This is a genomic window from Paenibacillus sp. BR2-3, from assembly GCF_046529485.1.
Lineage (GTDB): Bacteria > Bacillota > Bacilli > Paenibacillales > Paenibacillaceae > Paenibacillus_AQ.
This window is the reverse complement of the sequence record NZ_CP126311.1, coordinates 2,373,414-2,399,569: the sequence shown is the minus strand read 5'-3', so window position 1 is coordinate 2,399,569 and position 26,156 is coordinate 2,373,414. Positions and strand designations below refer to the sequence as shown.

The following is a 26,156-nucleotide window of genomic DNA, read 5'->3' as shown; positions in this document are numbered from 1 at the left end:
CCCTCCTTGCTTCACCTTATATACAGACTGAGCCATGTGCAATCGTCCTGCAGCGATGTACTTGTGATCCTTTGCTGTAAATACTCATAATCACAATACAGCTCAGGCTCGCCGTCCTCCACCAATAAATCCACACCGTCACTGTAAAAGCAGAATCTGTCTCCCGATTGAAAGGAAATATCCACTTGATCAAATTCACTATTGCTGAACATTCCGATCGGAGCACCTCTAACAGTCATTTTCTCGCAGGGATTATCCTTGGGCATAAACATGAACTCATTGATACCGGCTCCGGCCGCCTTAAGCCTTCCTGCTCTGAAATCCAGATGAAAGCAGCAAACAGAGATATAATCCTCGACCAGATGCTGCAGAACCTTGTCATTCAAATCGTGTAGAACTTCAACAGGCTCATGCGTAACCAGCAGACTCTCCGAGAAAAGAACCCGCACAGCGGTGATGTTAAGCGCTGCCGTTATCCCTTTTCCTGTCACATCACCGATAATCCCAATAACCTGCTCCTCATTTATCTTGTGAAATATGAAGAAATCTCCACTGAGCGTGGAGGCAGGAACATATAGCTTTTGTAAGTCCGCCCTTGTCTCCAGAGGGAACATTACGGCATGGCGATGCTCTTGAAACCGCACAGCCCGGGCGATCTCTTTCTTGCTTTCTGTAATATCCCTTAACACCAACTGTATTGCCTTTACCTCCTGGTACACAATCGGCACTCCGGATATCTCCAAATCAAAAATACGGTCATCATATCTGATATAACGCTGCTCTATGCGAAAGCCTTCTTTTGCAGATTCTGTCGTTTTAAATTTTATGTATTCAGTACTGCTTATGTATTCTTCATGGAAAAAAGCATCGATACTTCGGCCGGTCAGCTTCTCCTTAGCCATCCCGAACAGCTTTTCCGCTTGTTTATTAGCAAACAATATAGTGCCGCTGCTGTAGACCAGTATTGCCTCCGGACAAAGCTCCACCAGATCCCTGTACCTCTCCTCACTTTCCCTAAGTCTTTGCTCTGACCTAACTCTCTCAGTGATATCATGAATGACGGAATAGATGCATTTCTTCCCAAGCATAGTAATCAGACCGGTATGTATTTCTACATCAATGATACCGCCGTTGGCTAACCTGTGTTTTTCAAAAATGATCTTGTTCCCTTGGTACTTGCCATCGGGTAAAGCTTTGTTAACAAACCCATCAAGCTGAGCAGTGTTCTCCATGTTCAAATCGGCAATGAGCAGCCCCCTGAATTGTTTGGGTGTGTAACCATAAAAGGAACATGCTGCCCTATTGGCATCTGCAATGCTTCCATCAGCAGGATTAACAAGCAATGTGACCAGATGATTATTCTCATAGATACACCCATAATGCTCCATGCATTGATTAGGGGTGGGAGAGTGGAGCAGATTCTTACAATTTACATCAGTTTTCATTATAATAATCCTCACAATCAATTCCAGTTTTTTAATTATATCACTGAAATAGGATCATAAAGCTGTGACGTTCGACATAATAAGACAGATAATAAGTGTTTTTTTCATTAAGTTCACTTTAGGGGCACCTTTTGCATTGGAATAAGATATAGGAAGGTATTCTGGTCGTCCAACCGATTGATGGCTGTATTGACGACACGAGCGAGGTGATGTGATGTGATGGGATATCTTCCTCTAAATCTATTGGTAAGCAAAGTTGGTCCAGGTTATTGAATGTACAAAGAAACCTCTCCTTTTGAAATGGTTGGTCGCATTTCCATTTTACCAAAGAGAGGTTTCTTTTTGCTGTTTTTAGAGAGATTTTAAGAATGGTTCTGCTGGAAAGCAGCGGAGAGGACGGAACGATTGCGGAAAAGCGGCAGCGGTCGCCCAAAAGCTTTCCGAAGGAAAGCTCTCTTCGAAAGCATAATGCTGTCTCCGGATTATTACCGTTAAGGAAAATAAATAAAATTCTTACGACCACAGCGACTTACGCAACGGTCCGTTCGCGGAGCGTCCACAATAAACCACGACCGTAATCTTACTCCAAAAACAACGGGGGTGTCCCTAGCCATTTACATGGCTTTTGGGACACCCCCTTAACTGCTTACTGCTTTTATCGATCAGTCATGAAAGTTAAGACCGGAGGTAACGGCCTTCACATATCCGGCGCGGATGACAAAGTCACCAAAATGCTCTCCGGAGTTGCGTTCTTTCGCAAACCTGTGGATAATAGGCTCCAAAGTCTCGAGAATTTCCTTCTCGTCGATATTTTCCTTGTAGATCTTGTTCAATCTGTCACCGGCAAACCCTGCCCCCAAATACATATTATATTTGCCGAGCGCTTTGCCGATAAACGAGATTTCGCCTAGCGCCGGTCTTGCGCATCCGTTAGGGCATCCCGTCATCCGAATGACGATCTCCTCATCACGAAGACCCGCCTCATCCAGAATAAGCTCCAGCTTATCCAGCAGGGATGGCAGATAACGTTCAGCTTCAGCCATCGCCAGCCCGCAGGTTGGAAAAGCCACACAGGACAGTGCGCTTCTGCGCAAGGCGGAATGGTGGGCACCGTCAGTGAGTCCATATCGACCTGCCAATTCAGTAATCTTCCGTTTTTGGGCAGTGGTTACGTTGGCAATGATCAGATTCTGATTCGGTGTAAGCCTGAAATCGCCGGTGTGGATCTTGGCAATTTCCCGCAGACCGGTCATCATAGGGTTATCCTCTTGGTCATGAATTCGTCCACTCTGAATGTAGAGCGATAAATTCCATTTGCCGTTGGTCCCCTTCACCCAGCCATAGCGCTCTCCATTATGTTCGAAGTGATAGGCGCGCGCCGCCTCAAGCTGCCAACCCAGTCTTTCATGCAGCTCACTTACGAACCATTCGATGCCATGCCGGTCAATCGTATACTTGAACCTCGCATTCTTGCGAACGGAGCGGTTGCCGTAGTCCCGTTGGATCGTGACTGTCTTCTCCGCCACATCGATCAGCTGCTCCGGACGGCAGAAGCCAATCACACGTCCCAATTGGGGATAAGTGCTTGTATCCCCGTGAGTCATCCCCATACCGCCGCCAACCGAAACGTTAAACCCGGTCAGCTTTCCGTCTTCAACGATGGCGATAAAACCAAGATCCTGAGAGAAGACATCCACATCATTAGAAGGCGGCACTGCCATCCCGATTTTGAATTTGCGCGGTAGGTATACAGGGCCGTAAATAGGTTCTACCTCAGCTCCGTCCGCCAAGCTGTCCACTACCTTTTCACCGTCCAGCCAGATTTCATGGTAGGCAGGGGTGCGCGGTGCCAAGTGGTCACTTACCCGGCGCGCCCAATCGTAAACCTCAGCATGCACCTCTGACTGATACGGGTTAGGGTTGCTCATGACATTACGGTTCACGTCGCCGCAAGCGGCCAGTGTGGTCATCAGCGTGTCGTTTATGGTACGGATGGTCTTCTTTAGATTCCACTTTAGAACACCGTGCATTTGAAAAGCTTGTCTTGTGGTAATGCGAAGCGTACCGTTACCCGTTTTATGGGCCAGATCGTCCAAAACGAGCCACTGTGACGGTGTTACTACACCGCCCGGTAACACTACACGGAGCATGAATTGATAAGCAGGCTCCAGCTTTTGGCGATCGCGTTCATTCCGCAGATCCCGGTCATCCTGCATATAGCTCCCATGAAATTTTAACAACCGGTTATCATCTTCAGGCAGACCACCGGTAATCGGATTGCCGAGGGTCTCCACCAGGGCTCCCCGCAAGTAATTGCTCTCTATCTTTATATGTTCCACATCACTTGGCGGCCCGCCTATGGGCTTAACCAATTCATTATTAGCCATTGTTGCTATCTCCTCCCGGTAGTCTTCAATTGCTCTCTACTATGATTAATACACGTCACGCTGATAGCGCTGCTGCTGCTGCATATTCTCCAGATAAGCTTCCGCCTCTTCCGGACTTATGCCGCCTTCCTGCTGGATGACTGTCACCAGAGCGGCATGAACGTCATGTGCCATATTCTTCTTGTCGCCGCAAATATAGATATGGGCGCCTTCCTGCAGCCACTCATACAACTCACGGCTTTTCTCCAGGATGCGATGCTGTACATATACCTTCTCATCCGCATCACGGGAAAAAGCAACATCCAGCTTCGTCAGAACGCCGTCTTTAAGCATTCTCTGCCATTCCTTCTGATATAGAAAATCGGTCACAAAATGTCTGTCCCCGAAGAATAGCCACGTTTTTCCTTGCGCACCCAGTTCTTCACGCTCCTCCAGGAAAGAGCGGAAAGGAGCTACCCCTGTGCCTGGCCCGATCATAATGACCGGAACGTCCGGATTGGACGGAAGCTTGAAATTCTGATTGTGCTGGATGTAGATCGGCAATGTGTCGCCCGGCTGCACTCGTTCCGCACAATAAATCGAGCATACGCCATACCGTTCCCGGCCGTGAGCATGGTATCGCACAGCTCTTACAGTCAAATGAACTTCATCCGGGTTAGCCTTATAGCTGCTTGCTATGGAATAGAGACGCGCAGGCAGCTTCCGTAGAATGCCTACAAAAGTGCTGGCCGAAACTTCCCAAGGCGAGAAATCCTGCACCAGATCCAGAAGATCGCGTCCCCGGATATACTCTTTAAGCTCTTGCTCATGGCCTGACGCGAGCAGCTCGTGGAGCCCGCTTGCAGAGGATATCTGTCCCGCCTGCTTCATCACCGCTTTAGACAAAGCGGTGATTTCATAATGTTTGAGCAGCGCCTCGCGTAAGGTACCCTCTTCACCCTTCTTGTTCACAGGAACAATCTCATCAGGATTGTAGCCCAAGGCCTCGATAATGGAATTCACCAATTCAGGATGATTCTCCGGGTATACCCCCAGCAAATCACCAGGTTCAAATTGAAGATTTGAACCCTCAAGAGACAGCTCCAGATGACGGGTTTCACGATCGGAGCCACGGCCGTTCAGGTTCAAATTCTCCAGCACCTCGGCCTTAAAGGGATTATTACGCGAATATGGGGATTCCATGGACTCCGCTGCTTCCGCCGCTTGGACAACTTCTGACGCGATAACATGAGCATCGGAACGTCCATTTAAAGCGCCAAGTACACTCTCGAACCATTGCGCTACCGGCTCGTTATAATCCAGGTCGCAGTCCACACGCGGACTTAGCCGCTGACCGCCGAGCTCCTCCAGACGCTGATCAAAATCTTTGCCGGTTTGACAGAAGAACTCGTAAGAAGTATCACCCAAAGCCAGTACAGAGAATCGGAGATTCCCTAGTTCCGGCGCTCTTTTGCTATAAAGAAATTCGTGGAAGGAACGGGCGTTATCCGGCGGTTCTCCTTCGCCGTGGGTGCTCACCAATAAGAGTAAATTCTCGATCTTCTTCAACCCGTTCGGCTTGAAGCTGTTCATGGAAGCCAGTGTTACCTGAAATCCCTGCTCCTCCAGCTTGAGAGACAAGGTTCCAGCCAATCTCTGGCAGTTACCGGTCTGGGAACCGAACAACACGGTCACCTCCCGGGAAGCTGCAGGCTGGCTGTCGGCAGTTAGGACTCCCGCATTCTCAGCCGCTGCCGGAATAGCCTGCAATACGCCGCTACCCGCTGCCGCAGGCCGGTGAAGACCGGTTATATACCCGCTTAGCCATATCTGCTGTGTCTCCGTTAAGGATGGCAGAAGTCGATTGAGAAGCTCAATTTGGTTCTCGTTAAAGGGACTGTTCGTTACTTGTAGTTGCAACAATATCCACCTCTCCTAAACATGAAATCTTTTTACCATATAATATCCGGGGCCTGTTCACACTTTTTCGAGTTTTTTTCGAATGAGTATGACAGGGCAGTATTAGATCGCTTGGATTCAGGCTAACATAATTAAAGAAAACGTACAACGACGACAACATTCTCAATAATTGTATATTCAGAGATAAATATGTAATAAATACGGGAAAACCATCTAAATCATAGTCATTAACCCCGATTTAAGCAACTTCATTACAAATAATGATAACTTCAATTAGATATTATGATAAACCCGTTTTCTAAAAATGTTACGTTTATAATGTAATGTGGTTAATTTTTTTAGAATACATCCATTCCAAGGAGGGGTCTGCATGGAGTTCGGAGTCATATTAATCAAACTTACTACAGGTTTTGTCGGATTATGGGCAATGACGAGACTGCTTGGCAAAAAAGAGATTTCCGCCTTAACCCCCTTCGATTTTATCTCGGCTGTTATATTAGGCGACCTTGTCGGGAACACAATTTATGAAGAAAAGCATTCCGTAATGAAGCTGGTGTTTACCCTGGCCGTCTGGACAGTTTTATCTGTCCTTTTCGAAAAGATTACTTCGCATATCAAGAAGCTTCGGAAGCCATTGGAAGGAGCACCGGAAATCCTTATTCACGATGGCCGCATCGATCTGGTTAAACTCCAAAAAAACAATCTGGATTTCGACCAGCTGCGAATGATGCTTAGAGCGAAGGACACCTTTTCAATAAGCGAGGTAGCTTACGCCATTTATGAAACAAACGGCTCACTAAGTATTCTGAAAAAATCACCATTTGAAACGGTAACCCGTCAAGATATGGATTTGCCTGCCCAGGAAATCAAGCTGCCCCAATGTATAATTGAAACCGGGACTCTGCAGCGGAAAACTCTTGAGAGCATCGGTAAAGATGAGGACTGGCTCCTCCGCGAGCTTCAAGAAAGAGGCTGGCCGGATATCCAATCCGTAGCTTATGCCGAAATCAATGAAGAAGGTGAGATTGATATTGTCCCGGGTGTTATCCCAAAAAAACAAGCCCGATAAATAAGGCTTGTTTTATTAATTGTGAACTATATTGCCTGACTGGAATCCGGAAACAGCACCTCACCAGTCCCCTGCCTGATCTTTACAATCTCCTCAAGCGTAATGGATAGCTCACCTGGTGGATAGGGTTTGGTTAGATATTTCTGAACCAGATTATTCATCAGGTTTTTATCTGACTTGTCCAGTGCTGATGAAATGACAATCGGAATGGTCTCCGTTCTCGAATCATTCTTCAGCATTCTGATCAAATCCCAGCCATCCAGCTCTTCGCCAAGCATCAAATCCACCACTATCGCCACAAATGGAGTTTTCAAGGCTTGATCGAAGGCTTGTACAGGATGGTAATGATGGGTAACTCTGAAGCCCTTGCCTTTCAGTTCTTCCGATAAAAGCAACGAAAGACTATAGTCATCTTCAACGATCATGACATTTGGCCTGATTTCTTTATCCCCACTCGTTTTATTCAATTCTTCATCCTGACGGCTTGTCTCAGCATGAAGGATCGGGATACTGAACCAGACTGTGGTACCCTCTCCTTCAACCGAATCAATACCTATGCTGCCCTTCTGCTTTTCAATAATCTCCTTGCAGATCGCCAGCCCCAGACCTGTTCCGCCGATTCTTTTGGAAGCACTGTTGTCAATTCTTCTGAATTTTTGAAACAGGTGACCGATTTGATCTTTGGGAATTCCCAGTCCCTTGTCCTGAATCCGCACAACAATACGACCTGGTTCATTATGCAAAAGCACCCTGATTTCATTCTCGTCAGGCGAGAACTTTGTTGCGTTACTTAGCAGGTTTGTCATAACCTGAACGATTTTATCCTTATCCACATCCACTTCAGAATTATAGGCTTCATCTACCAGAAGTAAATGATGTGAAGTGCTCAGCTTATACTGATCGATTACCTCCATCACGACTTCACTTAGATTAAGATGCTCTGTTATATACTGCTGTTTACCCGACTCCATCCTTTGCAGATCCAGGAAATCATTGATAAGGTCGGTTAATCTTTGGGCTTCCTTATGGATGGTCTCCAGATATTTCAATTGCTTCTCCGGCTTCATGGTTTTGGACAACAGGAGCTCCGTGAAACCAAGCACACTGGATAACGGTGTTCTAAGCTCATGGCTAACCGTACTTACCAGCTCTGACTTCATTAAATCAAGCTCATACTCCCTGGTGATGTCTCTGTGCACGAATAAAGTACCGATACGCATATCACGGCGGAAAACCGGAATGGCGTATACGTCAATATGTTTCACGGAGTCCATACCGATGGAATACTGCATGCTGCAGGAATCCACGGAATGCTCAGACATAGCTTTCAGGTAAAATAACTGGAGCTCCTGTGATTCGTTGGAAGCTTCTATAAAGTGATCCAGCCATTGGTCTTTTGGTATGGAATCTCCTTCGATCCAATCCCTGTAATTCAAGATCTGACAGAGGGCTTTATTGATTTGCAGAATTGTACCGTCTGTATGAACGAATTGAATCCCTTCATTCACATTATTCACGATATCCCGGTTCAGCTTTCTTCCATATTCAATTTCTTCGTACATAAACAGCCGTTCAATCGCGAGGGCTACCCGATTCATTACGCCTTGGATCTCGTTAATTTCCTCTTTACGGAAAGGATTTCCGGTCCGGCTTCCGCAGAATACAGCCAGAATCTCATCCTCGGCATCCATAACGGTAGTATAGAAATCGTAACAGAACACTTCATCGGCAGAAATCCCCTGTTCTGCCAGAGTTGCTGGCCGCTTGATAAGGTATGATTTTTCCGATTGCAGGCGGTATAACATTTCATTGCTGTCATTATCGAGATAACGGTCAACACATTCCTGCGGAATACCTTTGACTGCTGAAACTTTGTCTTTGACAAGCAGGAAGAAACTGGAGTCAAATGAATACAAACGGTTCATGAAATGAATAAACTTATCCGCAAACTCCTGTTTATCCAGTGTGTATGTAATGTCGTGGTTTAACTGATTGTTGAGCTCCAGCATGATTTTGGTTTGTTCCGTATTTCTGAGCGTATCCGCCAGTTCCTGCTGGACACTTTTCATCGAAGTAATGTCATTCGCAATGAGAATATATTGATACACATCACCATCATCATTTAAGTAAGGCACAATCGTTAAATGAAGCCAGATCGTTAATCCGTCTTTGGCAAGAATCTGCACTTCATTGCTCCATACCCCGCCATAGCTTAATTTGCGGAAAATCTGCTGCAGTTGTTCAGGGGAGATATTATTCATTTCAAACAATTTGTAGGTATATCCGATAATTTCTGAATTCTTATACCGTGTATACTCGCTCAGATTATCATTAGCATAGGTAAAGACACCCTTACTGGTAAGTATCCCTACCGCACAGGATTGATCCAGAGCTTTCATCATACTTTCAATTTCACTTAAAGTGCGCTTCAGCTTGGTTTGCTGGGCATGAAGTTCATCCTGCTGGGCCTGAAGCTCTTCATTCTGCATCATAAGCTCTTCCTCTTTATCCTGGATACTTCTGGCCATATCGAGGAAAGCATCATGAAGCCGCCCGATTTCATCCTGACTATGAAGCTGACTTAACAGAATCTCTTTTCCAGCTGCCAGAGAGTGGGTTGCCCCTTCGAGCCTCAGAATCGGATCTATCAGATTTTTCAGAATCCTCCAAATGATTAACGTAAGGATCAGCAAAACAATAGAACTGAACATGAACGCCGCTATTGTGGAATTGTTAGACTGATTAATGGAATCCAGAGCCATCATATTCAATTCATGATCAGACTTCTTCTTGAATTCAATGGTATAGGCCAGAAAATCATTTACAGCCTTGGTGCTGCCATCCTGGGATAAGGCTCTCAAGCCCTCATAATTATCATTATCCACAAAACGTATGACCGCCGGAACCGTTTTTGTCTTGTATTGAACATAAAATGTCTTTATATCATCCCTGAACTGTGCTTCTTCAACCGAAAGATCGAGCTTGGAATAGCTATCCAGAATCCCGTCAAGCTTCAGGAGTGCTGAATTTAAGAGCTTCATCTCATTCTCACTCTTAAGTGCCGCGTAACCCCTAAGTCGAAAGAACACATCATTTAACGTTCCGGCCAGTTCATTTATAGTGTCCACTTTGTGCTGCAGAATTTCCCGTTCCTGGCTTAACTTGCTTTGCTCCGTCTTTATATAAATAAAAAAGAAGGTTCCCGTTAATATAATGATAGAGAATATACTTAAAATTATGCGAAAATATCGTGTTTTGATGCTGGTATTAGAGGTTTTTGCCTTGGTCATTAAGAATCCCCTCCACCACCTGCAAGAGTTCCATCGGACTGAATGGTTTTGGCATAAAATAGCGGGCTCCTGCCGTAATGGCCCTGTTACGATCTACATCCTGCGCCTTGGCAGTCAGCATTAGTATGGGTGTAGCGCTCTTCTTGGCCTCGTCCAGATGGCCCAGCACTTCAATCCCCGTCATCACAGGCATCATATAATCCAGGATCATAAGGTTATAGTCATCCGCTGACAGCTTCTCGAGCGCTTCCACTCCATGATCTGCAGTATGAATTTCAACGCCTTCCAAATCCTCAAGCGTATCTACGATTAACATTCGCAGCACTTCTTCATCATCTACAACAAGTACTTTTTGCATATCTGCCTCCGATATTTAATTCCTGACTTCCCCTTCGTTACTCTCACCTTTTTATCACCTAGAACAGAAACCTGAGAGCCAGCCGCTCAATTCTTAACAAAAGCTCCTTCATATGAAAAGGTTTAATCACATAATCATCTGCGCCCGTTTGCAATGCGTAGACAATATCCGCCTGATTCTTTCTCCCTGTCAGCATGATTACCAATATATTTACAGCCGGATACTTATCGCGGATTCGTTCCAGAACTTCAATGCCATCCAGATCCGGCATCACACCATCCAGCAGGATAATATATTTCTCGTTTACGGAATACCAATCCGAATGCAGGAAATCCAGGCCGTTCGAATAACTGCTTGTATTCACCCTTGATTTATTAGCCGGCACCCATGCTGAGAAGTGACTGGTCACGATTCTGCGGATCAGCGGATCATCATCCACTATAATCACATTTAGAATTGACTCTGTTTTGTTGGCAGACAAATGATCGTTATACAGGGTCGTCAGATTTCTTCCGTTGTGCTTGCTGGCATAGAGCGCCTGATCCGCTTCCCATACCAGATTATTGGCATCCTCTTCAGGATTTGTTATTTCTGCAATCCCGCATGAAAAAGTCACATGAAAAGTTTCATTTTTAGCATAAAATTCTCTGGAAGAAAACCGTTCCTGAATACGCTGAATAACCATCAGTGCAGAAGCTGCATATGTATTGGGCAAGAAAAGGGCAAATTCCTCTCCCCCATAGCGGCAAAAGGAATCTTCTGCGCGTATCGAATTCTGCACTTCCTCTGCAAAACTCTGCAATACCTCATCTCCGATCAGATGGCCGTACGTATCGTTAACTTTTTTGAAATAATCCAGATCTATCATCGCTAGTGAGAAGGTCCGGTTCGTGCGCTTATAGTCCGACATCAGCTGTTTCATTGTTTGATTAAAATGTTTGCGGTTAAAGGCACCCGTCAGCTCATCTACTATAATGGATTTCTGCCATTCATTCTTCAGCTCAAAGCGGTTTCTGATTAGTGTCAGGAACAGATCGATGTCTATGGGCTTAGGCACATAATCCATCACACCCAGAGAGTAGGCATTCATTTGAATCTCTTTGGAATGTTCTCCGCTAATAATAATGATCGGAATACGCTCTTTCTTGGCCTTGCCGATAATTTGATTCAGGACCTCAATCCCGCTCTGATCCGGCAGCAGAATATCGAGCAGAATCAGATCCGGCTTTCTTTCATAAAAAATCTTCAGACCACGTTCAGCAGATAAAGCAATACTGACAAAGTAGGACTGTCTCTCCAGCGATTCCTTTAAATAGGCAACCAGTTCCACATCATCTTCAATAACCAGGATTTCATGCTGGGGGTTAGCCGAACTGAATCCCGCCCCTCCCGGATGATTCTCCGAAATCATCAGAGCTTTGTGAGACTCGTCAAAAATAGTAAGGAAAGGATATAAATAATCCCCCCACTCCTCCACGGACCATTCTTTCAGACTTTTATCCGAGAAGAACAGCATCGTGCTATCGGCTAAGTCTTCAACCGCTTTCAAACCCACCGTGCCAGCGGTGCCTTTCAGATTGTGCAGAAAACGATAAATGTCTTTTTCCTTTACTACAGACTGCTCCGACCACTCCTGCAGGGTTTGCTTGGTTCGCCGTTCAACCAGATCTTTATATTTCCGTATTGTCATAACCGCTCCTCCGGACCATCATATAAACCCTTTAGATAATCATGTTTTTAATAAATTGTCAATTGGAATTCTTCAAAAAACGACAGCATGTTCAAAATTGTGATCATACTGACAAAAAAACTTTGGTTGTAGCTTGTTTCATCATTTGCAATAATAGTTGAAATGGTTAATTCCGTACCTGAAACGGATAATAGAAGATATACAAGGGAGGATTTTTCATTGAAGGGGATCATTACTGTGTTAGGGAAAGACAAGGTGGGTATCATCGCCAAGGTATGTACATATCTTGCCGAGCATCAGGTGAACATTTTGGATATTTCCCAAACGATCGTGCAGGACTATTTTAATATGATGATGATTGTTGATATTTCCGGCTCAACCCGGCCTTTTGAGACCATTGTCGAAGATTTGCAGCATGTGGGCGAGGCCATTGGCGTTGAGATCAAACTGCAGCATGAGGATATATTCAATATTATGCACCGGATTTAGATCCGCTTACGTGCGAAACCTTGAGGAGGACTTCGATGATTTCACTTGTGGAAGTACAGGAAACCAATAAAATGATCCGTGAAATGAATCTGGATGTGCGCACCATCACCATGGGCATCAGCCTCATGGATTGTGCCCACACGGATATGCGCATCTTTAACCAGAATGTGTACGACAAAATCACCAGGTCTGCCGAGAAGCTGGTAAAAACCGGCGAAGATCTGGAGCGGCAATTCGGTGTTCCCATTGTCAATAAACGGATATCTGTTACCCCTATCGGTATTGCTGCCGGAGCGGTGCACACCGATACTTATGTTCCTGTTGCAGAAATACTGGACAAGGCAGCCAAAGAAGTTGGCGTTAACTTCATCGGCGGCTTCTCCGCACTTGTACAAAAGGGCTGTACCAAAGGCGACCGGATTCTCATCGAAAGCATACCTGAAGCGCTGGCCGTCACGGAAAGAGTCTGCTCCTCCGTTAATGTAGGCTCCTCGCGGAGCGGAATTAATATGGATGCCGTGAAATTGATGGGCGACATTATCATCCAAACCGCTGAACGCACCAAGGACAGAGATTCAATCGGCTGTGCCAAGCTGGTGGTCTTTTGCAATGCGGTTGAGGACAATCCCTTCATGGCTGGGGCTTTTCACGGTGTCGGGGAGCGGGAATGTGTAATCAACGTGGGCGTTAGCGGCCCCGGTGTAATCAAGCGGGCGTTGGAGGAAGTTAAGGGCCAGGACTTTGAGACCTTGTGCGAGACGATCAAACGGACCGCCTTCAAGGTTACCCGTGTGGGACAGCTCGTTGCCCAGGAAGCCTCCAAGCGGATGAACGTTCCCTTCGGAATTATTGATCTCTCCCTGGCCCCAACTCCGTTAATCGGTGATTCCATTGCTGAAATTTTTCAGGTAATGGGCCTTGAAGAAGCCGGTGCGCCCGGTACAACCGCTGCCCTGGCGATCCTGAACGACAATGTGAAAAAAGGCGGCGTGATGGCCTCCTCCTATGTCGGCGGACTCAGCGGGGCCTTCATCCCGGTCAGTGAGGACCACGGAATGATCCAGGCTGTTCAGCGCGGTGCGCTGACGCTCGAGAAGCTCGAAGCCATGACATGTGTCTGTTCTGTAGGCCTGGACATGATTGCTATCCCTGGTTCAACCACCAAGGAGACGATCTCCGGCATCATTGCGGATGAAGCGGCTATCGGAATGGTCAACAACAAAACGACGGCTGTCCGCGTAATACCGGTCATAGGCAAGGAAGTGGGCGAAATGGTCGAATTCGGCGGATTGCTCGGTTATGCTCCGGTAATGGCGGTCAATTCTTTCAATTGCGCTAACTTTGTCAATAGAGGCGGACGCATCCCTGCTCCGATCCACAGCTTCAAGAATTAGACCGCTAGACGAAAAAGAGAGTGTTCCAAAGGCCATGTGTTGAAAGAATATAAAGTATCAGACTGGCCCCAACTATAAAAACAGCGGCAGCCGTGGACGAGAAAATAAAGTCCTAGACTGCCGCTGTTTTATTGAGGTAACGTCTCCCATTAGTTCAAAAACGGCAGCCATGAATATGGTTTCTTCAAGTGGATACTTCAATATCCTTATGGGGTCTTATACTCCATAAGATAAAGAACGAGACGATTACAAATGCCAGACACACCCAATAAACGTCACGAAACCCTGCAAACTGAGCAATGATACCGCCGCCTAAATTTCCCACTAACCTTCCAATAATGGACCCGTTGTAATAGATCGTTGTGGACATCCCCGGTGAATTTGGAAGCAGCTCCGTGAAATAGCTTAGTCCGTTGCCCATAACAATAGCCACAAACGCTGCCTGCAAAAGCTGTGCTGCGATCAGCTGCCAAGAATCGGTAGAAACACTTAATATAATGTTGTAAATTATTGCAATAAAGCAAGCGCTGATCATCAACGAATGGTTCGATATCTTTCTGCCCAGGGCGCCTAGCGCAAACATAATGGGAATCTCCAAACCAGCACAAATACTAACAACCAATCCGACATCTGTATGCGTACCCTGAAGCTCGTTTACAATAAACAATGGCGTGACAATCCCGTTTATGGCATTGACCGCAAATAGAAAGATGAAAGCAATCAACGGATACCAGATCTGCCTGCGGTTGAGTGAAGTTGCGCCAGTACCCGGTCTCTTCTTTTGAACTGCTCTTTTTTTAGGCAGAAATATAAACACAAGAGATGCGATTGTAAGAAAAATGGCGGAAGTCCCCAGAAAGAGTCCCTTGTATCCAACAGCTCCTAAAATTATTGTTCCGACTAAAGGTCCTACCAGGAATCCGAGAGATACAAGTGAACGTAAAGTAGACATCGCAAACGTCTTGTCATCGGAGTTGCTTTCATTTGCCGATTCCTGAGCGTAGGCATAAATTTGCGGCATGGCGGCTGCCCCTAAACCACTAAAAAAACTAACGATAATAAGCAGAATTAAGAAGTTATCAAACACTAAATATGAAGTATAGCCCAATGCAGATGAAACCGTGGCTAAAATAATAATTAATTTCCGGTCCAGCCTGCGATCCGAATGTTTACCAATGAACGAGTTCGCTACCACGCCACTTAATGAACTCACTGCCGTGAAAACGCCGAAGGTTCCCGCACTCATTCCCAAATCCTCTGTACAATATAGAGCTAAGTACGGCAGTGTAATCGAAATCCCGGTGCCGACCAACAGAACACAAATGACAAATAAACTATATCCCTTGATTGCAAACAATTTTTTAGTCGTGTGTACAACTTTAGCCTCCTTAAACAATTAAGATTACCGCTCTTGACTGGTAGGACGAATGACCATCTCTTACATTTTGGCCACTTAATGCTTATTCCTATTATGAAGCTAATGAGAAAGCTAACGTTATCCCATTCGTCTCGAATCATTGCCTAATCCCCTCACCGCCACTTATGCAACAGATGATGTTGCGTAAGTGCGAGCCTTATTGAATAGCTGAAAAAAAACAAAAATTACGTTAAAATGTAAATCATCATAAAAACCAGTTTATTTCAGAAAGGAAATTCACAATGTCGATTGAGAATGTAAAAAGTCATTTCCGGATCTACAACAGAGAGCAGGATGTACAGGAGTTCACCACCTCCAGCGCAACCGTAGAACAGGCGGCAGAAACCATTGGTGTTATTCCCGCCAGAATTGCCAAGACTCTTTCCTTCCGGGGAGAGGGTGACAATGCCATTTTGGTAGTAGCTGCAGGTGACGCCAAAATAGATAATAAGAAATTCAGGGAGACCTTCGGCTTCAAAGCCAGAATGCTTGCCCCGGATGAAGTTCTTGAGCAAACCGGCCATGAAATCGGCGGCGTCTGCCCTTTCGGTTTAGTCCGTGAGCTGGATGTATTCCTGGATGTGTCCATGAAGCGTTTCGACACTCTTTTTCCGGCATGCGGCAGCACTAATTCCGCTATAGAGCTGACTTGTGAGGAACTCGCCCAATACTCCGGCGGGAAGGTATGGGTCGATGTCTGCAAGGGATGGGAAGAAATAACACTTCAGATGGGCTGCGAGCATACTGCGTGATTTTCGCAGCGGTCGCCTTAGGATGTTTATCGCTACATAGATTGAACTGAGAAAACCTACTCCACAAAGCGAAGGATGCCCCAGCAGCCATTTGCCTGGCTTTTGGGACATCCTTATTTGTACTATATTTAGCATCAAAAACATGAATTTTGTCCTTGCGGTCAATTAATACTAGTCTTTCACCAAGCCGGACGTTTGAGCATAATCTTCTGCGGTTTCATCCAGCTTCTGCCGGCCCATGAAAAATGAGAACAGCAAAGCCAATCCGGCAGGAATAACCGCCCAGGCAAAAGTATTAACAATAGAGGATGAAAGCCCTTCTGTAATTTTATTTAATACGCCTGGGGGAATCAGAGCCCGTGTTTCCTGCGACAGTAAGGTGTGCGGGTCTTTGAAATCTAGTACTCCGCCAACTGCCCCGCCCCCGCTGCCCCCTCCCGGGAATAACTCACTAAGTCTGTTAGTGAAATAATGGCTCTGAATAATCCCGAAGGTTGTAATCCCCAGGGTCATTCCGAGCGACCGGATGAAATTCAGCGTTGCGCTTGCCGAACCGCGCTGGTTGGCAGACAGTCCATGAATCGCCGCATTGCCTAGGACTGAGAAGGAAGCTCCAATTCCAAGCCCGATCAGGATCATGTACATAGTAACCTGCAGACGGGAAGCATCCGGAGTAAGGGTTGATACAAGCCCAGTCCCTACGACCAGCAACGCCAGTGTTGGAATCATCAAGCTGCGGTAACTAAATTTTGTCATCAGAAATCCGCCGGCCGTAGCTGTCACTACAGAGCCTACCATCATCGGCAGCAGCACCAGCCCCGAGTTCGTAGCCGAGCCGCCCAATACACCTTGAATAAAGATAGGAATATATACCGAGGCAACGATAAAGGCCGCTCCACTAAACAAAGCGCACAGGATGCTGAAGGCGTACAGCCGTTTTTTGAACAATGCAAAGGAAATAATCGGCTCCTCGGCCTTGGTCTCTACATAAAAAAACACAGCCGTAAGCATTGCAAATATAGCGAACAGCCCCAGAATTACAGACGAATTCCAGTCATACTGCTTTCCCCCCAGTTCCAGCGCGAACATCAGAGCGACTACGGCACCAAGAAGCGTACCTGCGCCCAGCCAGTCAATTCGCTGCTTGGAATGGTCATGGGATTCCTTGTAAAAGAAAATTACCATGACAAAGGCCAGGATACCAAGCGGCAGATTAATATAAAATACCCACTGCCAGGCAATATGGTCCGTAATATAAGCCCCCAGCAGAGGACCGAATATACTTGATAAACCGAACACCGCGCCGAAGGCCCCTCCAAGCTTTCCGCGGGATTCCAGCGGTACGGCATCAAACATAATGGCAAAGGCAATCGGCACCAGTGCTCCACCTCCGATACCCTGAATCGCCCGATAAACCGCCAGCTGTGTAATGCTGTCCGCGGTTCCGCAAAGCGCCGAGCCTGCCATAAAGACAATAATACCGAATACAAAAAATTTCTTGCGTCCAAACATATCCGACAGCTTGCCGAATATCGGCATTCCAGCCATCTCGGCAACGAGATAGGCGGAGGTTACCCAGACGAATTTATCCATTCCGCCAAGCTCTCCCACAATATTCCCCATAGCGGTAGCGACAATCGTGCTGTCCATGGAAGCCATCAGAATTCCCAGCAGCAGGCCGGTAATGACAATGCCCAGATGAGACGATTTAGCTGAACTCATTAACTCCACTCCAGTTTCTATATATTGTTACAACTTAATTTGTTGTTTCACTATTGCATTTTTGTGGATCTCAAGCGTATCGCGGAACTCCACAGTGTTAATTACACAGTCTTGACCAATGCTGACGGCCTTACCTCTAACGGTATTAGCTTTAGTATACTGAAGCCCTATCTTATCACCTTCAATCAGTTCCGCCTCGAAAAATGCTTCCTGCCTCGGCTTGACCAGCTCCATGATCCTTGAAGCTGTGCTTCGTTTGATCTCTATGGTTCCGCCTCCGACCTCCTTGGCTCGGGAAGGGCCATAGAGTCCGATCTCCAGCTGTTCAGCACTCAGCAGTTCTCCTACGTCCAGCGCACCGTTAAGACTCAGGTTTTCCGCCTCACAGCTGCCTTTCACAACCAAACTGCCATTAAATTTGATCTGTTCCATTTTCATGCCGGAGGAACCTCTGATCTCACCCTGTCCCCGGATGGAAAGCCCACCGATTCGTCCATCTACTTTACATTGACCCGTTATTTTCATTTCATCTGCCTGCAAATCTCCTGCTATCCCTAATTCCCCGGTCAGGCTCAGCTTCTCACAATCTACATTCCCGGTAATTTGGCATTCCCCTGTGACAGCCACATGACGGAAATTACCGCCGGCCGTTGCAGTCGTACCTATCATCTTCAGATCGTTTCGGGTTTGTTCAGTCACCGATCTTCTCCTCCTTTCCGATTATAGCCCCCGGGTGCACAGTCAGCTTTGACCGATACTCTACCAGCCCTATAGAGCAGCCCTCGCCGATGATAACAGCGTTGCCTCTGACGATCTCTGCAGTCGTATATTCAAGATCGATGTTGTCTCCTTCAATCGTTCCTGCCAAAAGCTCAGGTTTGAACTTCGGAAAAATCCCGCCCCACAGCTTGCTCCAGACTCCCTTGTTGGCTTGGCGGATAACGATGCTCTCCACCCCGATTTCCCGCGCTTTTCCCGATCCATGAAGACGGAAATCCATATGCCCCGCGCTCAGCATTCCGTCAATTGTGAAGGCTCCTTCACCTTTGAAGTCCTCAAGCTCGCAATCTCCATGAACCCTCATCAATCCGTTAAGACTGCAGTGCTCACCGCTCAAGCCTCCCTTGATCTCCAGCATGCCCTCCGCCTTCATGATTCCGCAGCGCACATTCCCTTTTACATTAATCGTTCCTTTGCATTCGAGCTCTCCCGCCGCAAGATCGCCATTCAGATGGATATGTCCGTTTCCTTTAAAGACGCGGGCGGCCAGAGGGTCACCAATTGTGCTTACTCCATTAATCACCACGCTGTCATAGGTTCCGCCTGGGGCACTACTGATCCCGTTAATAATTAATTCGGACAATTTTTCCTTATTCATAGCCGATCCCTCCATCAGGTAAATTCCCGATTAGATTATATTCCATGAAAAAGGAGCAGACCTCCTCCCGAAGGAGGATATCTGCTCCGATCTTAGTATTCTTTTTACTAAAGGGGATCCGTGTCTTGTCTACTGCACATACGTATAATGCGGAGAATCGTACTGCGGACCGGACTTCTCGTAAGTGAACCAATACTCTATGCTGCTTCCTGTACTAAGACCACTTACCGTCTGCCGCCAGGTTCCGGAAGTGTTCGTCATCCGGTAATTGAGCTGCGCACCGTTGTTAACCTTGTAATGTACATCCACATACAGAGCAGGGGTGACAGGAGTTATATAAATGCTTGCATCTGTTGCGGAAAGCTTCGTTACACCAGCCGTAAAGTCGGCTGTCACATGCTCTCCGCCCCCTCCTCCCGAGGCATTTGTTGTAACTGTAACGGCATTGCTGGCAGAGGACAGATTTCCTGCCGCATCTGTTGCCTTCACCGTGAACGTATAGGCTGTTCCTGCTGTAAGTCCGCTTACTGTTGCCGTTGTCCCTGTAACGGAAGCCGCCTGGGTTGCTCCACGGTAAACATAGTAGCCGGTAACACCGGTATTGTCGGTGGATGGCGACCAGCTCAGGCTGACTGCTGTATCGGTCTTGCTTGTCACCGCGAGACTAGCCGGCGCCGTCGGTGCCGTTGTGTCTCCCGGATTGCTGCCGCCGGTCAAATATTGTCCGGTGAAAGGATTAAATCGATGCAGGGAAAGTATCAGCCAACCGGTGCTGGAAACACAGTTTTGCTGGGCCATAACCCAATAGCTGTTGCTGGTCCCTTTGAGCGAGTACGGAATTCCGCCGAGGGAAGCTCCGCTCGTACCCTGTTTTTTAATAATTTCTGTGTTGATCGCATCCGATTTAGCTGTATTGCCCTGCATATAGTAAGCGAGCGACATAAATGCGCTTCCCTCAAACCACACATCAGGCCCCGTATTTCCGATCTGATTGCCATTATCGTCGTAGGCCGGGAGCACCTCACCCGTCCAGTCAAAATCATACCCGCTAAGCGTATTTCCGGCGTCATTGTACGTCAAGGTCTGCTTATAACGCGGATTTGCCAGTGTACCGGGATTACCGGCGGCGTTCTCTACATAGGCCAGGCTTGCTCCGTAATTGCGGGTTCCCGTCAAACCTAAAGCCAATACCCCCCATGGATTCACATCCAGCGGAAGTTTGGGATCAATCAGGTTGGTATCATTCTTCCAGCCGCCCTTGAAGCGTTTTGCGCTATCGTCCCAGACGTAGTTATCCAGAAAGCTTTTAACTCCCGATGCTGCACTGTTGTAAGCTGCCGCTTTTGAAGCATCAACCGAAGCATAATATTGCAGTACCCGGTAAATATCGATATTATGCTCCGTGGAGCTCCATGGCTCATCTGAGTTGCTCCATGCGCTCCAGCCCCCAGCGATGCCGCCATTTGCTTTCTTATACAGCAGACTCCAGTCCAGCGCCTTCAGCGCCATCGGGCGGTAACGGGTATCGTTGTATTGCTTCTCATAGGTCATGGCCGCCATTGCCATCCAGACGACAGGTCCGACATGCTTGCGGATTTCCTCACCGGCGCCGTTGTTCCACCAGTAGGAATTCAGCCAGAACCCTGACGGGTCCTGAATATCCCGCATTTTGTTCAATACCTTCTCTGCTCGTACGCGGTCTCCTTTGACGATAAAAGCAATCGCAGCAACCGCCTGATCATACGTATATACGATTTGCTTGGGACTGCCGGGCCCCCAGAAATCTTCAAAGCTGTCGACCAATCCGTCAAAAGCATACCCAGCCGTTGCATCCTGTTGAGCTTTAAGCCAGGTTAACGCACGATTTGAAGCATCACTTGCAGCATCTGCACTCGTAATTCCCGACGCGGGCACCGAGCCCCCCAGAACCAGCAAAATTGCCATCAAGACTTGAATCAGCTTCCTTCTCATACCTTTCCTCCCCGGAATTAATAATGGATAACCCAAAGAATTCCCAGTTTCAGCAGAAAAACTAAAGCGTTTTCAATTGGTCGTAATGCGGTTTTTTGAACTATTTACCATGGTAATTACCCTCATTCTCATCTCTTCAGGCTTTCCAGTCAATTCATTTTTCCCAAAATTAGACGAAATGAGGCGAAAATCCTATTATTTTCCTAATGAAATAATACGAAAGACCTTATATTTTTTTGAGAATGCGTATTCACGAATGCCCTTCTTCATACTGCAGCTGCCGTAATTGCAAAAGAAAACAGACAGCTCCTGTGAAGGATCTGTCTGTTCCTGTTCATCAAAGCTTATATAATTACTTGGCCTGCCGGGCTTATTCCTCCTGCTTGTCCTCAGCGGAAGCTTCAGCAGCGGCTGGTTCAGTGGCAGCATCATCCTCAACTGTCTCCTCATGAGCAGGAGCCGCAATCCGGACAATAAGTGCGTCCTCCGGAGTCAATACTTCCCATCCTTCATGCTTAGGAAGATCAGAAACCAGTAATTGATCACCGATGTCCAAGCCGCTGATGTCAACATCAAAGGTTGCCGTCAGCTTATCAGGAAGGGTACGGATATCCAGCTCATACAGCTCAACTTGCTGCACGCCTCCGTTCTTGACGCCAACAGGATCGCCGGTAAAATGAAAGGCTACCTTCGTATCCAGCTCCACCTTCATATCAATCTGCTGAAAGTCAATGTGCAGCAGCTGTTTCGATAACGGCTGGCGCTGCACCTCTTGAATTACAACATTTTTGGACCCTGAGTCCGGCAGTTCCACCTTGAGAATGGCCCGCGGGTTTTTTCCCAGGATTTCGTTTATGGTCTTCGCATCCGCTGTAAAGGATTGGCTATCTGAACCTGCACCGTAGACGACGACCGGTACAAAACCTTTGCTTCGCTGTGAAGATGTCGAGCCGGATCTTTCTGTCAAACGTACTGTTGTATTCATGACAATTCCTCCTAAGTAGGGATTAAAAAACAAGACCGATTAGATATGTATGTCTAATCAGTCTCTTATTAACCATATTTGTGTGCAATGGAATCAGTATAGCATCCCCAATAAAACAAGTCAAAATAGGGTAATATTCAATAAAAATCCATTTTATCTATAGACTTCAACTCATTTGCTTGTAAATCGGGCTATCCCCTTTCCTCGCTTTTTGCAGACCAGGGTAGTAAAATAAAGGTAATAAATTCAGCGGGAGTGATGAAGATGGTGCAAATTCAGAGTGAAAAGGGACGTTTTATTGTTCCCGGCGACGGGAAGGAACTGGCGGAAATCACCTACAAATTGGAGGAGGGCACCAAGACTCTTGTTATCGATCATACCCATGTCTCTGAAGAACTGCGCGGCCAAGGTGCCGGTGAAGAGCTTGTTAAGGCCGTTGTGGACAAGGCGCGCGAAGAAGGCCTGAAAATCGTTCCGGTATGCTCCTACGCGGCCCATCAATTCCAGAAGCATCCCGAATATCAAGATGTACGGAGCGGGGACGGGAACCGGTGATCCTAATTGCCGGAGCTCTATCACACAATTAGGGGGAAACGGGTTTGTCTACAACTGAAACTTTGAAAGATGTGGAAGAGCTGCAGCGCCGCTGTGAGCAATTCGACGGAATTTCACTTAAACTAAATTGGGATATGCTGCGTCAACCGCCGGCTTCAGGCGGTGCGGAATGGCTGGTTACTTATGAGGACGAGCTGCTGGTCGGCTTTCTGGGGATGTACGGCTTCGACGGCGAGATGGAAGTATGCGGGATGGTACGTCCGGGATATCGCCGGAGGGGTATCTTTACCTCGCTGTGGAAGCGTGCACAGAGCATCATCACCCGTAATCATATCTCGAAGCTGCTGCTGAATGCTCCTGCGGCATCTGCTACTGCCAAGGCCTATCTGGCGACTCTCCCCCTTTCCTTCAATCATGCGGAATATCAGATGAAATGGGACGGGGCTTCCGCGCATTCAGCCTCACAGGAAGCAAGCTCAGCTACGGGGACAGTGGTTCTGAGGCCTGCACGCGAGGATGAGGCTCATATTCTGGTGGACCTGGACTGTGGAGGCTTCGATATGACGAAAGAGGACGCTTCCGCGGTCTATGAGCTTCAGAGGAAGGAAGGGTTGCAGGAGCATATCATGATTGAGATGGACGGAAAACCTGCCGGGAAAATGCGGCTTTGGACAGAAGATAATGAAACCTGGATATACGGATTTACTGTCGACAAGAAGCTGCGCGGGATCGGCATCGGACGCAGCGCATTGCTGCAGACGATTGAACGTGAACGCCGTAATTACAATGGCGTGAACCTGGAAGTGGCACTGGATAATCCCAATGCTTTGAAGTTATATGAAAGCTGTGGTTTTATCATACTGAACAAACAGGATTATTACCGGTATATTGGCTAGGACAGTTAACAAAGCACTCTTTCAGTTAGCGGAGGCCGCCTGCAGAAAGAGTGCTCTTTTTAAGGATCAACACCAGAATCAGTGCTTGACAAAATGTTGCATGAGGGTATACGCGGATTCGAGCCGTTGGGCGGACTGCATAGCCCTGATATGAACGAAACTGTCAAGCGCCGCTGTAGCAACTCCGTTTTTGGCGCACTTAAACAAACCTATCAATAGACGTCTTTTAAAGAGAGCCCCCTTTTTCCAAAGGGGTTGACTCTGAGTGTGACTTCTTTCCTTACACATTAGGGAGGGAGCATGTCCTTAGCTTGGAGGCAAAAATCATTCGCTGGTCGGCATCCTGATATTCGTGGGTTTACACATGGTATTAATCCATCTGAAGAGCCTGCCGCTAACTATTTTCGTCCATCGTTCGCAAGCAAACGGGCACAAAGGGCTTCCGCGGCGTTTCTCTTCACCTTGCTCGATTTTGCCTCCAAGGTAAGTCATGCTCCGGCTTCCTGGCATTCATCTCCTTTCCTTTAGGGAGTGATTTTTCAGTGGTATACAGCGTCACATTGCAGTAGACGGACGGAGAGGGTTACCCGGCAAGCTTGGACTCCGGGACGGGGTTTCGGTCGTCCATCTCCAAAGCTCGGGCAATCGCCCATACAAATCCGGCAAGCTCCCGGGCAATGGCGGCTACGATCTTCGATTTGTGCTTCCCTTTTCCCAGCATGTTCATATATTTGCGGTGCAACCGGTTCTGTGCCTCCCAGGCCATCCGCTGCACCTCCGGCGGCAGTCCGGTGATCCGCTCGCGCAGTTTGCGGCGCACTCCCGGCGAGTGCCGGTAATGGTGGGCAGCTTCGACCAGCACCCGTCGCAAATGCGCATTACCGGCCTTGGTCAGCTTCCCCTGACTGCGGCTCACGCCGCTGGAGTGCTCGCTGGGCACCAGACCACAGTAACTCATGAATGAGGGGGCGCTGGCAAACCGCGTCACGCTGACCATCTCCGACACCAGCGTCGTGGCGGTGAGTGTAGCCACCCCTCGCAGCGCCTGAAGCGCTTCAATAAGCGGCGCCTGCGCATGGGTGTGGGAGAGAAGCTCGATCTCTTTTTCGTAACGCCGGAGTCGTTCTGCCGTTTCTCGAATGCTCTCCCGGTATTCCTGAAACACCATACGGTGGCAGGGACTCTCGAAGCGGAGGGTGTCCAGCCACTCTTCGTAGGCGAAGGTCCATGCCTTGACCTTGCTTGGGGGAGCGAGCTGCAAGCGTAGCAGAAACTTGCCCATGCGCTGCTTGTGGCGGTTCATATCTTCTTTTGCGTCCTCCCGGGCTCGAACGAGATCCCGGAGAGCTTCCTCCTCAGGGGATGGGATGTAAACACCGGTCAGCTCGCCGGCACGAAACAGCTGAGCCAAACGCAGCGCATCCCGCTTGTCGGTCTTGATTCGGTCGCCGGCCCGCTGAGGGATGAGGGAGGGAGCGACAACCGTACAGGAAATGCCGGATTCCAGCAGCCAGCGGTGAAGCATGTACCCGGTGGGCCCGGCTTCGTAGCAGACTTCCAGTTCCGCTCTGGATTCTCCGGAACCTTGCAACTGCTGCAAAAGCCTTAGAACACGTTCCCTGGTATGTTCGATAATCCCCCAGAAGCGGGGTTCGCTTCGGCCCTCGTCCGCGATGGCTACAGCAATTTTGGCTTTGGATACGTCTAATCCAATATACTTTTTGGCGATACTCATTAGTAAACCGACTCCTTTTTGTTTGTTAGCTCTGAATTGGAATCTTTGAGCCATTCACTCTTAGGATTTCCATTTCAACCTACGAGATAAACAAATTGCGATGTCGGTTTCGTTCATGATAACTATTATCGTGCTGATGTACTAAAAGAGATCAGACCCGGACTGAGGTGACGCTAATTGTGGATTCAACGCCTTCTTAGCCCACTTTCAACTAAATAAGGGCTTCTCTGTCCGCCAAATACAAAATCGGGGGTATTTCAAGTCGGGTAGCGTCTCCTGGGTCCGCCAAAACGGTCTTGTGGATTTGACTTCCCCCACACCTTCGCTGGTTCGTCGTCGTGCGCTAACAACCCAATAATTTTGAAATTAAGAATTTCCTTTACAGGTTTTGGTCATAACTACGATGAAGGTTTGGGCTGCCGGCCGCGGCCTTTTCTGCACCTTTTTCCTGGTAAATCAACACCCCTATATTTCGTACAACGCTTCGTCACTTTATGCAGGTAGGACCAGTTTCTCAAAAGTCCAAGTAATTCCTATTGCGAGTATCCCTCTCCGTCAAGAACGGATATTGTTGTTGGGCCCTTTTTAATGAAGGCTATGTTAGATTAACTATAAACTCCTTTATTATTATTTCCTATCCAACTTTTTTCTTCTTTTAGCAATTATTCCTGAAGCGGTTATAGTCGCAGCTTAGAAACCATTTGTTTGTAGCAGCAGGGTTAAA

At 47.5% G+C, this 26,156-nt stretch carries 19 protein-coding genes; 6 read left to right on the top strand and 13 right to left on the bottom strand.

The genetic code is table 11. The features are described 5' to 3' along the window. Positions 1 to 11 precede the first annotated feature (11 nt). The 3 genes from PaeBR_RS11390 to PaeBR_RS11380 all read right to left on the bottom strand — a co-directional run bounded on the left by PaeBR_RS11390 (position 12) and on the right by PaeBR_RS11380 (position 5,731). Positions 12 to 1,445, bottom strand: coding sequence for a PAS domain S-box protein (locus tag PaeBR_RS11390; protein ID WP_410514915.1), 1,434 nt, complete (start codon positions 1,443 to 1,445; stop codon positions 12 to 14). A 662-nt stretch (positions 1,446 to 2,107) separates the two neighbouring features. Next, a complete protein-coding gene (gene cysI / locus PaeBR_RS11385; RefSeq protein ID WP_410514914.1) occupies positions 2,108 to 3,832 on the bottom strand; it encodes an assimilatory sulfite reductase (NADPH) hemoprotein subunit in 1,725 nt (574 codons plus the stop codon). A gap of 45 nt (positions 3,833 to 3,877) precedes the next feature. After that, on the bottom strand, positions 3,878 to 5,731 hold the full coding sequence (locus PaeBR_RS11380; protein WP_410515155.1) for an assimilatory sulfite reductase (NADPH) flavoprotein subunit: 1,854 nt from the start codon (positions 5,729 to 5,731) through the stop codon (positions 3,878 to 3,880). Between the two features lie 370 nt (positions 5,732 to 6,101). On the opposite strand from PaeBR_RS11380, the gene PaeBR_RS11375 reads away from it, so the two are divergent. Continuing rightward, positions 6,102 to 6,800: a DUF421 domain-containing protein gene (locus PaeBR_RS11375; protein WP_410514913.1), complete on the top strand. Its 699-nt coding sequence runs from the start codon at positions 6,102 to 6,104 to the stop codon at positions 6,798 to 6,800. 26 nt (positions 6,801 to 6,826) lie between these two features. Here PaeBR_RS11375 and PaeBR_RS11370 read toward each other — a convergent pair whose 3' ends face one another. From PaeBR_RS11370 to PaeBR_RS11360, 3 genes are read right to left on the bottom strand one after another with little or no spacing between them, the layout of a single operon-like run. Then, positions 6,827 to 10,090, bottom strand: coding sequence for an ATP-binding protein (locus PaeBR_RS11370; protein WP_410514912.1), 3,264 nt, complete (start codon positions 10,088 to 10,090; stop codon positions 6,827 to 6,829). Further along, on the bottom strand, positions 10,068 to 10,448 hold the full coding sequence (locus tag PaeBR_RS11365; protein WP_410514911.1) for a response regulator transcription factor: 381 nt from the start codon (positions 10,446 to 10,448) through the stop codon (positions 10,068 to 10,070). Before PaeBR_RS11365 ends, PaeBR_RS11370 begins: the two co-directional genes overlap by 23 nt. A gap of 58 nt (positions 10,449 to 10,506) precedes the next feature. Further along, positions 10,507 to 12,138 carry a diguanylate cyclase gene (locus PaeBR_RS11360; RefSeq protein WP_410514910.1) on the bottom strand — a complete coding sequence of 544 codons (1,632 nt, stop codon included), beginning with the start codon at positions 12,136 to 12,138 and terminating at the stop codon, positions 10,507 to 10,509. A 219-nt stretch (positions 12,139 to 12,357) separates the two neighbouring features. Between PaeBR_RS11360 and PaeBR_RS11355 the strand changes: the two genes are divergently transcribed. Both PaeBR_RS11355 and PaeBR_RS11350 read left to right on the top strand, forming a co-directional pair. Then, positions 12,358 to 12,627 (top strand): ACT domain-containing protein, encoded by a 270-nt coding sequence (locus tag PaeBR_RS11355; RefSeq protein ID WP_410514909.1) that lies wholly within the window; start codon positions 12,358 to 12,360, stop codon positions 12,625 to 12,627. Positions 12,628 to 12,662: 35 nt separating this feature from the next. Then, positions 12,663 to 14,021, top strand: a complete 1,359-nt coding sequence (locus PaeBR_RS11350; RefSeq protein WP_410514908.1) for a PFL family protein — start codon at positions 12,663 to 12,665, stop codon at positions 14,019 to 14,021. A gap of 184 nt (positions 14,022 to 14,205) precedes the next feature. Here PaeBR_RS11350 and PaeBR_RS11345 read toward each other — a convergent pair whose 3' ends face one another. Continuing rightward, on the bottom strand, positions 14,206 to 15,333 hold the full coding sequence (locus tag PaeBR_RS11345) for a sugar efflux transporter (protein WP_410515154.1): 1,128 nt from the start codon (positions 15,331 to 15,333) through the stop codon (positions 14,206 to 14,208). Between the two features lie 347 nt (positions 15,334 to 15,680). Here PaeBR_RS11345 and PaeBR_RS11340 point away from each other — a divergent pair, with 347 nt between their 5' ends. Beyond that, positions 15,681 to 16,190, top strand: a complete 510-nt coding sequence (locus tag PaeBR_RS11340) for a YbaK/EbsC family protein (RefSeq protein WP_410514907.1) — start codon at positions 15,681 to 15,683, stop codon at positions 16,188 to 16,190. Positions 16,191 to 16,361: 171 nt separating this feature from the next. On the opposite strand, the gene PaeBR_RS11335 is transcribed toward PaeBR_RS11340, so the two are convergent. The 5 genes from PaeBR_RS11335 to PaeBR_RS11315 all read right to left on the bottom strand — a co-directional run bounded on the left by PaeBR_RS11335 (position 16,362) and on the right by PaeBR_RS11315 (position 22,246). Further along, entirely contained in the window at positions 16,362 to 17,912 is a 1,551-nt protein-coding gene (locus PaeBR_RS11335; RefSeq protein WP_410514906.1) for an MDR family MFS transporter, read from the bottom strand. A 27-nt stretch (positions 17,913 to 17,939) separates the two neighbouring features. Then, on the bottom strand, positions 17,940 to 18,611 hold the full coding sequence (locus PaeBR_RS11330; RefSeq protein WP_410514905.1) for a hypothetical protein: 672 nt from the start codon (positions 18,609 to 18,611) through the stop codon (positions 17,940 to 17,942). Then, complete coding sequence (locus PaeBR_RS11325; RefSeq protein WP_410514904.1) at positions 18,604 to 19,290, bottom strand: hypothetical protein; 687 nt, start codon at positions 19,288 to 19,290, stop codon at positions 18,604 to 18,606. Before PaeBR_RS11325 ends, PaeBR_RS11330 begins: the two co-directional genes overlap by 8 nt. A 129-nt stretch (positions 19,291 to 19,419) precedes the next feature. Further along, on the bottom strand, positions 19,420 to 21,261 hold the full coding sequence (locus tag PaeBR_RS11320; RefSeq protein WP_410514903.1) for a fibronectin type III domain-containing protein: 1,842 nt from the start codon (positions 21,259 to 21,261) through the stop codon (positions 19,420 to 19,422). Between the two features lie 370 nt (positions 21,262 to 21,631). Beyond that, positions 21,632 to 22,246, bottom strand: a complete 615-nt coding sequence (locus PaeBR_RS11315) for a 50S ribosomal protein L25 (protein ID WP_410514902.1) — start codon at positions 22,244 to 22,246, stop codon at positions 21,632 to 21,634. Between the two features lie 264 nt (positions 22,247 to 22,510). Here PaeBR_RS11315 and PaeBR_RS11310 point away from each other — a divergent pair, with 264 nt between their 5' ends. Together PaeBR_RS11310 and PaeBR_RS11305 are read left to right on the top strand one after the other, a co-directional pair. Continuing rightward, positions 22,511 to 22,801, top strand: coding sequence for a GNAT family N-acetyltransferase (locus PaeBR_RS11310; RefSeq protein WP_410514901.1), 291 nt, complete (start codon positions 22,511 to 22,513; stop codon positions 22,799 to 22,801). Positions 22,802 to 22,845: 44 nt separating this feature from the next. Continuing rightward, entirely contained in the window at positions 22,846 to 23,697 is an 852-nt protein-coding gene (locus PaeBR_RS11305) for a GNAT family N-acetyltransferase (protein ID WP_410514900.1), read from the top strand. A 583-nt stretch (positions 23,698 to 24,280) separates the two neighbouring features. Here the strand turns inward: PaeBR_RS11305 and PaeBR_RS11300 are convergent. Next, entirely contained in the window at positions 24,281 to 25,432 is a 1,152-nt protein-coding gene (locus tag PaeBR_RS11300; RefSeq protein WP_410512566.1) for an IS110 family transposase, read from the bottom strand. Positions 25,433 to 26,156 lie beyond the last annotated feature (724 nt).

Excerpts from the sequence above, each read along its gene's own strand:
- PaeBR_RS11390 (WP_410514915.1), bottom strand. The coding sequence starts at position 1,445 with ATGAAAACTGATGTAAATTGTAAGAATCTGCTCCACTCTCCCACCCCT.
- cysI (WP_410514914.1), bottom strand. The coding sequence starts at position 3,832 with ATGGCTAATAATGAATTGGTTAAGCCCATAGGCGGGCCGCCAAGTGAT.
- PaeBR_RS11375 (WP_410514913.1), top strand. The coding sequence starts at position 6,102 with ATGGAGTTCGGAGTCATATTAATCAAACTTACTACAGGTTTTGTCGGA.
- PaeBR_RS11370 (WP_410514912.1), bottom strand. The coding sequence starts at position 10,090 with ATGACCAAGGCAAAAACCTCTAATACCAGCATCAAAACACGATATTTT.
- PaeBR_RS11365 (WP_410514911.1), bottom strand. The coding sequence starts at position 10,448 with ATGCAAAAAGTACTTGTTGTAGATGATGAAGAAGTGCTGCGAATGTTA.
- PaeBR_RS11360 (WP_410514910.1), bottom strand. The coding sequence starts at position 12,138 with ATGACAATACGGAAATATAAAGATCTGGTTGAACGGCGAACCAAGCAA.
- PaeBR_RS11350 (WP_410514908.1), top strand. The coding sequence starts at position 12,663 with ATGATTTCACTTGTGGAAGTACAGGAAACCAATAAAATGATCCGTGAA.
- PaeBR_RS11340 (WP_410514907.1), top strand. The coding sequence starts at position 15,681 with ATGTCGATTGAGAATGTAAAAAGTCATTTCCGGATCTACAACAGAGAG.
- PaeBR_RS11335 (WP_410514906.1), bottom strand. The coding sequence starts at position 17,912 with ATGAGTTCAGCTAAATCGTCTCATCTGGGCATTGTCATTACCGGCCTG.
- PaeBR_RS11325 (WP_410514904.1), bottom strand. The coding sequence starts at position 19,290 with ATGAATAAGGAAAAATTGTCCGAATTAATTATTAACGGGATCAGTAGT.
- PaeBR_RS11320 (WP_410514903.1), bottom strand. The coding sequence starts at position 21,261 with ATGAGAAGGAAGCTGATTCAAGTCTTGATGGCAATTTTGCTGGTTCTG.
- PaeBR_RS11315 (WP_410514902.1), bottom strand. The coding sequence starts at position 22,246 with ATGAATACAACAGTACGTTTGACAGAAAGATCCGGCTCGACATCTTCA.
- PaeBR_RS11310 (WP_410514901.1), top strand. The coding sequence starts at position 22,511 with ATGGTGCAAATTCAGAGTGAAAAGGGACGTTTTATTGTTCCCGGCGAC.
- PaeBR_RS11300 (WP_410512566.1), bottom strand. The coding sequence starts at position 25,432 with ATGAGTATCGCCAAAAAGTATATTGGATTAGACGTATCCAAAGCCAAA.